Source organism: Microcoleus sp. A003_D6 (assembly GCF_036702825.1).
GTDB lineage: Bacteria > Cyanobacteriota > Cyanobacteriia > Cyanobacteriales > Microcoleaceae > Microcoleus.
The window spans coordinates 1-11,947 of the sequence record NZ_JAUBWA010000048.1 but is presented as its reverse complement, the minus strand read 5'-3'; the positions used below and the strand labels follow the sequence as shown (position 1 = coordinate 11,947).

Annotated in this window: 10 protein-coding genes and 1 pseudogene; 6 read left to right on the top strand and 5 right to left on the bottom strand. The window is 47.2% G+C overall.

The window, feature by feature from the left end; all coding sequences use genetic code 11:
• Positions 1-82: 82 nt before the first annotated feature.
• The gene (locus QUB70_RS15090; RefSeq protein WP_332981499.1) at positions 83-3,097 is read right to left on the bottom strand and encodes a glycerol-3-phosphate acyltransferase; all 3,015 of its coding nucleotides are present in this window, start codon (positions 3,095-3,097) and stop codon (positions 83-85) included.
• A 211-nt stretch (positions 3,098-3,308) separates the two neighbouring features.
• On the opposite strand from QUB70_RS15090, the gene psb35 reads away from it, so the two are divergent.
• The 6 genes from psb35 (at position 3,309) to QUB70_RS15060 (ending at position 8,401) form a co-directional block, all read left to right on the top strand.
• Positions 3,309-3,521 carry a photosystem II assembly protein Psb35 gene (psb35, locus tag QUB70_RS15085; protein ID WP_332981549.1) on the top strand — a complete coding sequence of 71 codons (213 nt, stop codon included), beginning with the start codon at positions 3,309-3,311 and terminating at the stop codon, positions 3,519-3,521.
• A gap of 384 nt (positions 3,522-3,905) precedes the next feature.
• Positions 3,906-5,318 (top strand): DICT sensory domain-containing protein, encoded by a 1,413-nt coding sequence (locus tag QUB70_RS15080; RefSeq protein WP_332981498.1) that lies wholly within the window; start codon positions 3,906-3,908, stop codon positions 5,316-5,318.
• A gap of 322 nt (positions 5,319-5,640) precedes the next feature.
• Positions 5,641-6,234, top strand: a complete 594-nt coding sequence (locus tag QUB70_RS15075; protein WP_332981495.1) for a pentapeptide repeat-containing protein — start codon at positions 5,641-5,643, stop codon at positions 6,232-6,234.
• A 126-nt stretch (positions 6,235-6,360) separates the two neighbouring features.
• Entirely contained in the window at positions 6,361-7,116 is a 756-nt protein-coding gene (locus tag QUB70_RS15070; RefSeq protein WP_332981492.1) for an LmeA family phospholipid-binding protein, read from the top strand.
• Between the two features lie 351 nt (positions 7,117-7,467).
• Entirely contained in the window at positions 7,468-7,758 is a 291-nt protein-coding gene (locus QUB70_RS15065) for a DUF1816 domain-containing protein (RefSeq protein ID WP_332981491.1), read from the top strand.
• A 367-nt stretch (positions 7,759-8,125) separates the two neighbouring features.
• Positions 8,126-8,401 carry a DUF1816 domain-containing protein gene (locus QUB70_RS15060; protein WP_332981489.1) on the top strand — a complete coding sequence of 92 codons (276 nt, stop codon included), beginning with the start codon at positions 8,126-8,128 and terminating at the stop codon, positions 8,399-8,401.
• Positions 8,402-8,690: 289 nt separating this feature from the next.
• On the opposite strand, the gene QUB70_RS15055 is transcribed toward QUB70_RS15060, so the two are convergent.
• From QUB70_RS15055 to QUB70_RS15040, 4 genes and pseudogenes are all read right to left on the bottom strand, one after another.
• Complete coding sequence (locus QUB70_RS15055) at positions 8,691-9,695, bottom strand: J domain-containing protein (RefSeq protein ID WP_332981488.1); 1,005 nt, start codon at positions 9,693-9,695, stop codon at positions 8,691-8,693.
• A gap of 341 nt (positions 9,696-10,036) precedes the next feature.
• Positions 10,037-10,391: pseudogene (locus tag QUB70_RS15050) on the bottom strand (hypothetical protein); the annotation flags it as partial.
• A gap of 101 nt (positions 10,392-10,492) precedes the next feature.
• The gene (locus QUB70_RS15045) at positions 10,493-11,092 is read right to left on the bottom strand and encodes an IS607 family transposase (RefSeq protein ID WP_332981487.1); all 600 of its coding nucleotides are present in this window, start codon (positions 11,090-11,092) and stop codon (positions 10,493-10,495) included.
• 52 nt (positions 11,093-11,144) lie between these two features.
• A complete protein-coding gene (locus tag QUB70_RS15040; RefSeq protein ID WP_332981485.1) occupies positions 11,145-11,474 on the bottom strand; it encodes a hypothetical protein in 330 nt (109 codons plus the stop codon).
• Positions 11,475-11,947 lie beyond the last annotated feature (473 nt).

Here is an 11,947-nt window from a genome sequence, read left to right as displayed (position 1 = left end):
AATAATCTTTTTAGGAACGGGCAAGATGCCCGTTCCACAAGAAATCAACTCTTTGTGGAACAGGCATCTTGCCTGTTGCTAATTATTCCAGCAGTTCTACAGTGCCGAGATACCCATCTACTCGGACTTTTTGACCGTCTCGCAAGCGAGTTGTAGCTTCTGGAATATTCATAACTGCGGGAATTTTGTACTCGCGAGCGATTATTGCTCCGTGAGACAATTGCCCGCCAACTTCAGCGATAATTGCTGTTGCTCCTAATAGCAGCGGTGCCCAACCTGCATCGGTGTAAGGAACTACTGCGATCGCATTTTCTCCTAAATCCGTGCTCGCGGTGCGGCAAATCTTGACAAAGCCTTCGACACGGCCGATACTTGCGGGAATTCCCTGCATGATATTAGTTGCGGATGTTGCAAGTTCGATCGCCCTTGTCTGAGAATTGGGCAGCAAATTGCCGTAGACTACAGGGGGAATCGGGCGATCGCGATCGGCTAACAGGCGATCGCGCCTTTGGCTAATTGTATCCTGAAACGAAACAATCGCACCGCTGCGAATCCACTGCTGAATTTCCCCAAATTCCAGATAAAAAATATCCCCGCTTTCCTGAAACACCTGCATTGCCAACCCGCAAGCTTCAATCTCCAAAAAAGTCCAGCGCAGGTGAGCCAACAACCGTGCGTAAATTTCGCTAATTTCGTTTTTGACGATCGCTCTTTCCTGACATTTATCTAGTCGCCACTTCTGCCCAAAAGTCAAGCCTAATTTCCGCTTTTCTACTAAATTATTCTCTGCTTTTTGAGCCATGCTTATTAGCAGTTTTTGGTAAATTTCCGGCTGTTCTCGCCAAGTAGGAACAGCAATATCAGTTCCCACTTCGCTCAAATATCCGTAAACATCAAGCCACTTTTCAAAATCAGCTTGTAAAGCCGGAGTCTCCGCAAATGTCTGTGCTAAATTTGCGACTGAAACAGTTTCGTCAGGCTGCGAAACAGCAGCTTGCCGCAATTTCTGAGCCAACTGCTGCAAAGCTCGCACAGAAGCAATTTCAGGAGCGCTGTCATTGTCGAGCCATTCATCGGCAACGCGAAAAATTGATTTGCGAATAGCCAGCCCGATCGGCCCTAATATATTGTAGTAAGTAATCGGTTTCAGCCACTCCTGAATTTTCTCCGATCTCTCCAATAATTCCGTTAAATACTGATAATCGGGCATTGGGCATTGGGCATTCGGCATTCGGCATTCGGCATTCGGCATTAATATTCCTTTTGACTCATCCTCAATAATTAATCCGTGTATCCGTGTCAAAATCCGTGTCGTGCCTTCCTTCTCCAGACTTTGCAGTGCGGGGAGAAAAATAGCAGTACGATCGCCCTTAAATTCTGCATTCAGCGCCCTCTCCCGCTGCACCAGACGCCACAAACCGGGCAAAGAAGGCAAAATCTTCCCCAACGGTGGCTTGCCCATCTTTTGCCCTCTCAGCAAAAATTCCAAACCCTGCTCCGGCAATCCCATCATCCGAAAAATTTCGCCCAACAAAGTCGCATTAAAATAGGCGTGAGAACCTAGCAAAGTAGCCGTTTCGTTAAAGTTTAAATGGCTGGCGCGATCGCCCAAAACCACCTGAAAAATCTCTCCCCAAACCCCGCAAGTCAGCGGCCTGTTAATCGACCAAGTTAGCGGGCGAATTGCACCCGGAATCACTTCGGCTGCAATAGTGCGTGTCCAGAATGGCTGCAAATTTGTAATCGGGCGGCTTTGCAAAATCCAAACTTTTTCCCCGTCCCAACTCCACTCAATATCCTGCGGAATTCCGTGGAAAAATGCTTCTATTGCTTGCGCTTGTTTCACCAATTCTGCTATAATTAATTTGTCAACTATTGAATTTATTTCTACTGTGATTAATGTTTTTTCTAAATTTTCAGTCGCACTAAAATCTATTTCTAAATGAACCGGAGTAACTTGTCCGCCGACAACAGATTCAGCACCTCCAGGCAAAGCTTCAATAATAATCTGAGAACCGCCATCTAAAGGATTGCGGCTGAACATGACTCCGGCAATTTTGCTGTCAATATAAGGTTGAATCAATACAGCCATTTGGGTATCGGGCAATTGTCGCTGGCGGCGGTAAGCAACTGCTTCGGAAGTCCAATAAGACTCGCGACAGCGATTAATGGCATCGATTAATTCTGTTTCAGTGGAAACAGGCCCAATGGTTTGATATTGTCCGGCCGCTGAACTAAGATCCCCGTCTTCTCCCGCAGCAGAAGAGCGAACTATTATGCGATCGCGAATTTTAGATTTTATCTTTTCGATTAAAGCATCAAGACTTGACAATTCATCACTATTTCCTCGATGCCCGATGCCCGATGCCCGATGCCCGATGCCCGCTTCTTGTGATAATATCCAACCGGAAGGTACGTTAAAACCTGCGCGTTTCAGTTGAGACAATTTAGCAGCTTTATCCCCGCAGACTTTAGCATCTAGCGAGTCATCAAGAGAAAGCAATTGCTCTGATTTAGATAAAGCCATATCATCACCTTGACGAAGACTAATTGTGAAGAGTAAAAAAGCTAATCCTGCTGCTGCTAAAAATTCGGGCAAAGATTGTCGCCACACCCAAACCCAAATTGGCGTGCACAGACACCCGCAGCGGGAAGCAAAGAGCCTCGCCCGATCGCCCTCACCCCACCACCGCTGTGCCAAACCCCACACCAGCAGCCCCCAAATGCCCGATGAAACAGCCACCGGCGGCGAAAATACCAAAAGACCCCAAACAGCATTGGTAACGCCTCCACCTCGGGCGATCGCATATCTGCCCGCAACTAGCGGAATTAACAGGGCGATCGCGATCGCAGGTGCATCCGGGAACCAAAATCGCCCCGCCAACACCGGCACAATACCCCTGGCAATTTCCGCCAACACCGCAGCAATTCCCGCTAATTTCCCCCCGTGAATGAAAGCTGCCGACACGCCAACATTACCCGTGCCCAGCGCCCTCAAATCTCGGCGGCTAAACACTCGCACCGCCCATCCCGTTAGCGGTAAAGCACCCAGGCTGAAACTAGCAGCCAACAGCAATGCTATTATCCCCAACGGCATAAAATCAGGTCTCCTATTTTCAACCTCTAACCATTATGACGACAATTCAGTCACTTTTTCAGCCTTCAGATATATCAACCAAACGCCCTTAGCACTTAAAATAATGTAAAAGTAGAGTAGATAAGGATTTAGCCTAATGATAGATATCAGCTTGAACACTCCGATGGCAGTTCTTGTTGCACCCATCAAGCGAGTAACGATCGATCTGCTGATGCAGCAGCCAGTGCCGGAATCAAGTGTCAGCTTGACCGCTCCAATAGCAGTTCTTGGTGTTGGCTTTGTTGCCGCAGTTACGATCGGCTCGATCGCCTGGTACAACTCCAAGCGCCCCCCCGGTTGGGAATCCAAAGAACGCCCTGATTTTGTTCCGAAAGTTGACAAAGATGATTTGATTGCTGATGTTTCTGACTCGAAAGGTAAATAAAACAAAGTTTCTTTAGACGCAGAAAAGCAGGACTTGTGCATTAATGAGAAAACTCGGTCGCGGCCAGTTTGTCATTGCCAGCCGGAGCGCCGCAATTTCAAAGACTGAATTTTCCATTTTTGGCGCAAGTCCTGTTTTTAGTGAAATATTTCATCATTAGACTGGAATTGCCAAAATCGCCAAGTATCTTGAAAGGCCTCTGCGTCGATATGCAGTTTCCCTATCAATCAAAGATTTATGCAATAAGTCTACTCTTAGGGTATCGCAAGGCAGAACCTCTAGTCTCTAGTTATTCAATCCCCGCTAGAACCTAGAAACGAGAAAAAATGCCAAAAAAGCTCGATCGCCCGCTACAATAAGTAAGAGCCGGCACCGCTTTTTGCAATGAATTCAGAATCAACTCTCGCCAGACTACAAGCTACACTTCCCGACGGAAAACTGCCTTCTAGCTACGGGGTATACTTCAAAAACACCCTAGTCGCCCTATGTCACGCCCTAGAAGACCACATTTTGCAAACCAGCGGCGGGGAAAAGAGCGAACTCCAACCCTTAGTTTTGGTAACGTTTCAGCAGGGCAAATGGTATTTACAGGAAGCCGATCGCTACCTCGATATTGCTAATGCCTCTCGGCGCGTTGTCATCGCTGCGGTAGCCGACAGCGGTTTCGCTACACACAAAACTGGTCAATTAGAAAATGTATCTTTAATAAATCTCGATGAGATCGACCCCATCATCCAAGAATGGAATTTAATCATTCTCGCCCCGACATACAAAGCAATGGTGCTTTGCCGCGAACTTTCAGCCGAGGAATACTTGCCACAAGGCAAGCCCGAAGTAGATACAGAGCGAAAATTCTACGGTTTGTGGTCGTTTGACCAGTCTTTGGTGTCGGCGGCGGCAGAAATTTTTATAGAACAGACGCGACATTACAACTCTCCCCTAGCCGACAGTTTGCTGGAAATGCACCACGAAATCCTGGCAACTAAAGGCCCGCCATTAGCCGACATTAGCGGCGTGGTATCGCGGATCGTCACTTACCTGCAAAGTTCTCAGCAGCAAATGGTAGCAATTAACCGCCAAACCCGCGAGTTGTGGGAATTGGAAGGTCAAGCTTTGCGTATCAGCCGCAATTTGAACGCTAACAAACTTCAAGCTTTTCTGCGGATGGCCCAGCGCGTGGACGAACGCGATACCTCAAATCCTACAGCGTCCTTGCAGGTGGCGGCTTTGTCGGAAACTTTGGGTCAACTGCTGGATTTGCCGGCTTTGCAGTTGCGGAGGCTGCGGCTGGCTGGATTGCTGTTTCGAGTCGGCTTAGTTTCTGCCCCGAATGAGGTGTTCGATCGCACTCCCGACGCTTTCGACCAAGCAACGTTATCATTTTGGCGCGATCGCAGTTTCATCGGTTCCCAACTGCTGCAAGCAATGCCGGAACTAGCACCTGTTGCGGAAATTGTCAAGTACAAACTCGAATATTGGGACGGCAGCGGCAGACCAGAGGGTTTGCGAGCCGAAGCCATACCCGTTGCTTCGCGGATTTTGGGGTTGGTCGCTTATTTTCAAGAATTGACTCAACCGCGCGGCGATCGTCCGGCTTTGAGTTTGAGCGAAGCTTTGGAAGAGTGCCGGGAACTGTGCGGCATTCGCTTCGATCCGGCTTTGGTGGAAACTCTGGGCAACGTCGTCAGGCTGGCAGAAATGGGTTTGATGGAATTACCAACTCGCCCGAGTCAACTGCCGAATGTATGGTTGGAGGATTTGGGCGATCGAACGACCGCGGCCGCTCCGGCATTATAAAATAACTGGATGGGTAATGGGCGATCGGTAATTGGGCATTTAAAACTCGGCACAAAATCCTTTCCAACACTACAAAAAATCAGCCTGTGCTTGCTAAGGGCACCCTACTGCTGAGAGTTGTATCCGCACCAGTAGGGTGCGAAACATGACTAATGACCAATAGATATCTCCAGAAAAGCCAGTCTTGAACAGGCAGGATGCCTGTTCCACAATAATTATTGGAGATGTCTAATGACTAATGACCAATGACTAATGACTAATGACTAATGACTAAAAACTAATGACTAATGACTAATGACTAATGACTAATGACTAAAAACTAATGACTAATGACCTCGAAGCCATACGCAAAGGCAAAATTTTGATGTTGGCCGGCACAGATTTAGCCGGCACAGACTTATCGGGAGCCGATCTCGCCGGTGCTGACTTGTCTCAAGCCAACTTGAGTGGAGCTAATCTCGCCGGCGCTAACTTGCAGCGGGCCGTATTGCGAGCCAACCTCCGCGGCGCTGACTTGAGCGGCGCCAACCTGCGAGGCGCAGATTTTCGGAATGCTGATTTGCGGGGCGCTTCCTTCGCTAACGCTTTAGTCCGCGACGCAAGTTTTGGGGGTGCTTTTTTGACAGGCGCCTCTATGGGCAATTTGGATTTGAGCGGTGTCGATTTTCGCGGCGCCGATTTGCGGGGCGCTTCTTTGTCTCGGGCAATTTTGCACTCCGCCGATTTGAGCCATGCCAATTTGTCCGGCGCTGATTTGTCGGGGGCTGACTTGGAAGAAGCGATCTTGAATGGAGCCGTACTGCGCGGCGCTAACCTGACGGGGGCTAATTTGCTCTGTGCTGCGATCGAACAAACCGTTTGGGATGGAGCTCTGCTCGATCGCGCCTGTCTCCAAGGCACCCCCCTGAGCCTTTAAATTTCCAAAATGTTACTTTGAAGGCAGACCAAAAAAACATTTGCTTATAATGTGCATAAGCACAAGCTATTTTAACATTTCTTAATAGGAGGTTATAATGGCGACTGTAGATGAGCAAACGAATAAATGGTAGCAGCTTTGTTTAGCGGTACATCCTTTCAAGGTCAAAGTGGCGATCGCCTTGTTAGTAAAGTAGCAGGAGCTGCGATCGCAGCCTTATTCAAGCGTTCTGAAAAGGCCGAAGCCAACATCCGAGTCGAACCAGTAGCCAAACTCTTGCAGGGAAGCATCGACGGTTTCGACTTCGTTGGCAAAGGTATGTTGATGTACAACGGCCTGCGCATAGAAGTGATGGAACTCTACCTGCAAGCACTCTCAATTGATTTTGGGGCGATTTTTGCAGGTCAAGTCAAATTGCGGCAGCCTACCCAGGCAAATATGCGAGTAGTCTTAAGTCGATCGGATTTAACCACCTCATTCAATACACCTTTTGTAGTTGAAAAACTCCAGAAGCTGAAGTACCAAGAGCAATCTCTGCACTTTCAAAACACTGAAGTCAGCTTCGGAGCCGACAAATCAATTCGGCTTCAGTCCGAAATTACCGTAGGCGATGCCAGCGAACCCGTCAACATAGATATTACAGCTCAGTTGCAAGTCGAAGACCGACGCAAAATCCAATTTGTCAGCGTTACTTACGGCGGTGACGGGCAAGCAGTAGACTTGGGTCAAGCTATAATTGCCCACGTAAATAACTTGCTCGACTTAGACAAATTTGCCTTAGAGGGCACTCAACTGCGAGTAGACCGCTGCCGAGTTCAGAACGACGAGCTGGTTTTCTACGGTTGGGCTGGTATCGAACAGTTCCCCAAAGGCAAGCGCTAAACCTCAGCCTGCTGAGGTTTAGCCAGCAATCTAGTTGGGAAAAAGAGAATTTTTCATTTAGCAAACAACCCGCACCGGCGGGTTTTGCTTTGGATTTTAGATTGGAGGAAAAATCTAAAATCTAAAATCTAAAATCTAAAATCTAAAATCGATCGACTCCAAATCAGCACTGAGGTTGATTCGATCGCACAAATCACTTTGATAAAGTTATATAGTCCTAAACGCAGAAACCGGGTTTAAGGGACTAAATTCTCTGGTAAAGGGCGATCGCCAAGAGTTGAACAACCCGGTTGATGAGAGTCGCGAGGGCGTAAGTCCTGTGAGAAAATAAATAACCCCAAAAGAGGAAAAATGCTCGGATTTTATTTATTTTGTATCTACGTCGCAGTTTTGTGCGTGTTTGCTGGACCCAGCCCCCGCAGCCCCGAAAAATGGTGGGTAGAAATTGTCACAGATTTGCCTCGCTGTACCTACTATTTTGGCCCCTTCGACACCGACAAAGAAGCCTCCAGCAATATTCCGGGCTACGTCGAAGACCTCGAAAGCGAGGGAGCCAAAAGAGTTAGCATCCGCATCAAACGGTGTCAGCCTTCGGAACTCACGATTTGCGACAGTGAATTCTCGGAGGGTATTGCGGCTTAAGAATTTTGATAGTCCAGCCTGGAGAAACCGGGTTTTTTGACGAATATACTCCGTCTCTCGCCAGGGTATCGGTTAAACAACTTGGTTTCTCAGCGTCAAGAGTGCGTAAGTTCTGTTTGAGTTTTCAATTACCTCAAGCCTCAACAATAATATTAAGCATCCTCTTGTCCTAGTCCTTGCCTTGCGGACTTTGTATTTGCTGCCGAGGCTTAAAAATCGGCTTCTTCTCCACCAAAATGCTGATTTTAGGCAGCATTAACTGTCAAAAATTACCGGGCTAAATCAGCACAAAGGACGATCCGATCGCTTCTGTGGCGTTGATAAATTGAGAACAGTAAAAACTACTTAAATCTTCCCAGAGGTAAATATGTTTGAAATCTCTATGTTGGGTATGTTTTTCACGGCCTTTTGGCTGCTAGCTCAACCTGCTAGCAGCACTCGACGCGGCGAATGGTGGGTAGAAGTTGATACAGATTCGCCAAAGCGTACCTATTACTTTGGCCCCTATGACAGCAGACAGGAAGCTTCTGACAGCTCGAACGGCTACATCCGAGACCTGGAGAAAAAAGGCTCTAAAAAAATTAGCATCAACATCAAACAAGGTAGCCAACCTACTCAGCTAAGAGCTAGCGAAGAGTCTTGAGAAGGTTGGAAACTGCAAATTACGGGCGAAGAAAATTTGACTTGTTAACAGGGTTTTTTTCAAATGAGATCGCGCTTGCATACAGGAGGGACACAGCATTGCTGTGTCCCTTTAAAATATTTAAGAAATGGTATTAAGCTGTGGAGCATTTAAACCACTAACGAGACCTGTAGGGTGCCACGGGTAGAACACTGACGCTCGCAAGGGAAACGAGAAAGGAGCCGTGGCACCCTACAATACTATTTTAAATGCGTAACAGCTTATTTGCACCCGATAAATGCAAGTTTTTTCAAAGCAGCATTTGGTTGAGATTACTGCGAGGATTAAAAGTACGATTTGCTTTGATTTTCTCGTACCACTCTCGTTCCTGGGCGGTGAGTTCTTTCGGCGGCACGATCGCAATTTTTACCAACAAATCAGTGCGTTCGTCTTTCTTCGGTTTCGGCCATCCTTTGCCCCGCAACCGCAAAGACTGACCCGATCGCATCCCGGGCGGAAATTTTACAGTTATCATACCTTCAGGCGCCGGCACTTCAATTGAAGCTCCCAACACCGCTTCGTCGGGAGTTATCGGCACTTCGCACACCAAATTCTCTCCCTCAAACTGGAAGAAAGGGTGAGGCAAAACTTCTAATTTTAGGTACAAATCTCCCTGCTGCTTCGTGTACGGGTCAACTTGACCTTTACCTTTTACCCGAATTTTGCTGCCGGTTTTCACTCCCGCAGGAATCGAAACTTCGCCCGTGGCAACTCGCTTGGAAGTGCCCCGAAAAGCTTCCCCCAGAGTCAGGGAAATCGTCACCTCAGTGTCGCGAGAGCTTCCGGCGCTGCGGTTCTCATACCCCGCGAAATCTTCAAATCCGCTGGGCCCGCCGGTGCTAGTGCGGTAGTTGCTGTAATTCCACTGGCCATTGCGGCCAGTACCCGCACTGTTGCCTGCCGCGCGGCCGAGCAAGGTATTGATAAATTCGTCAAAACTGCCGTACTGGCTGAAGTCAACGCCCCCAAAATCTACCGCAGTACCGCCCCCGCCCGGCCATCCGCCGGGAGTTGCTGCTGCTTGCTTCCAGTATTGACCGTATTGGTCGTATTTTTGGCGTTTTTCTGGGTCTGAGAGCACTTCGTAGGCTTCATTAACTTCTTTAAAACGAGCTTCGGCTTCTTTGTTCCCTGGGTTCATGTCCGGGTGATATTTCCGGGCTAGTTTGCGAAAAGTTTTTTTAAGTTCGTCAGAGCTGGCGGTTTTGTTGAGTCCCAAAATAGCGTAATAGTCTTTAAAATCTGTTGCAGCCATTAAGCAATCCCCTCTTTATTAGTTGTTAGTTGTTAGTTGTTAGTTGTTAGAAAAAATAAATCCCAAATTAGCAGGATGGCGAATTAGTTTGATACCACGGGGCAGAAGTGCCTGCGGGATCTCATTCAAATTATAGGTTATCAAAGGTTTGGACTCGATCGAGTTCGGTTGTTGCTGGCGCGACGAGCGCAATTTCCGCACTCCCCTGCTGTATGAGGAGATTTTATAGCATTCGGCACTTATGCTGAAGGCTCTTTTCTGCTGAATGCCTCCGCCTCCGCCGCAGCAAAAGGCATTCGACAAGAAAAACAAGGGTTCGATCGATTAAGAACGTTCTAACCCTATAGGCGGTTGGTATAGCTGGTAAAACTACAGTCATTTATTGCAATGACATGGGAGGCGTCAGCCCTCCCCCTTCTGTTTTACTTTGAGCGGATTAACCCGCATTGGCCCAACTACACAGCTCCCTATCCCATCGCACAAGGCATTTGGGATTGCTTTTGAGAGAATGTTGTACGAAGCATTCACATCGGAATTAATTAACCGACCCGTCGATGTTTTGTACAAACCTCGTGCGATCCGTTTCCCCGTGAATACAGGATCTTTTTCTGTTTTTCCATATACAGGAATTGGGTCTAATCCCACAAAGTTCGCTCTGGATGTGTAGGATTCCTCCTGTACAATTACCGTGATTCCTATGACGTAATTGGCGGCATTGTAGAGATTTTTGGATTTAAAGGCTAGTTCGTCTATTTGAGCGAAACGGTGTTCCGTGGATTTGATGATATGTCGTTCTGTTAGTTGCATTCAGAACCTCCATCTTTCAGTTCGGCGATTATTTTTTCTGTTTTTTGACTTGCACGGCGCTGTCCGTAAAGTCGAGCAGCAAAACTTGTAACTATCGCCACTAAATCTTGCATTAGTTCATCTTTCCCGTTCTCCGCTAGATTGACTATTTCTAGTTTAATTCCCAACCGAAAAAGCAATACGCTTAGGTAATTTGTGCCAAAGCGAGCTAATCTATCTTTGTGTTCTACCAGTAAAATGTCGTAGTCATTTTGCTGTAACAGTGCTTCTAACTGTTTTCTGTTATCGTTTAATCCACTGCCTATCTCTTTGACATTTCTAACAATTTGATAGCCGTTAGCAATTGCGTATTCAGTGAGTTGTTCTGATTGACGATTGAGATTGTCTTTGTTTTCAGAAGACGAGACTCGGCTATAAATGGCAACTCGGTTTTTCTTGATTTGGGCCGATGATACTGGTGGCAAATAATCAACTATGATTAAACCGCTTTCTGTTTGCCGTGCCGGATGTGGTAGCTTGTTTGCTTTCCACCACCGCCATGCAGTTGTGTAACTTATGCCTATTGCTTTGGCGTAGTCAGGTAGTTTCATTTCCGACCTCCTGACTACATATTACCACTATTGCTTATAACCGCTTATTAACTTAATGAAGTTTTACAATACCTTTGAGCTTTGAGACGGTGAAACTCTTGACGCCAAGACTTTTGAGCATTTGTGCGCGGGATTTCCAGAGGCGGCCAGAGCGATCGGGTGGGGCTGGATTGGGGGAGCCGGGAAAGCTGCTGCGGTTGCTGGCGCGATCGCCTGTCGGGTTGACTGGCGCGGACGATCGCACTTTTTTCTTTGCGGTGCGATGGCTACGCCCCGGCTTACGCCTACGAACTTCTCGAGCTGAGCTTTTCACCCAATGCACATCCTGTAAAGTTCTCATCAGCAAGTCCGGTCGAATCTGCTGCCTTAATTGTGACTGCATTATACCCTAAACAGGGCAGTAATTCCACAACTTTTCCAGATATTTTTTACTCACCCAGACCGATGCTATACAATCTTACTTTTACAGCCTCTGAAGAGATTTAAGTCTAAAGTAATATAACATAATCTCTTCATTGTCTGTTAACTTGAACACACACTTTTAGAAAAATTAAGATAGGATGGTAGCTCAATAAGTTATTAATACTACCCGGGTGCTAAGATGATTAATTATTTGCTAAGTTGGCCTTGCGGCTGCTGCGACGATTGGAAAGATAGTTCCGAGAGTTGTGTTGTACTCAGAAACGGGCAGCGCATTTGTCAGTCGTGCTACGATCGCAAATACAAGAATCCGAAGCTATCCGCCAGACGCCGGCGATCGAACATATCTCTATCACCGCAGGCTCTCCTGACTTTATGGTGTATAATGTAACAAACAATACATTTGCTGTCATGGACTTTTATTTGGACTATATA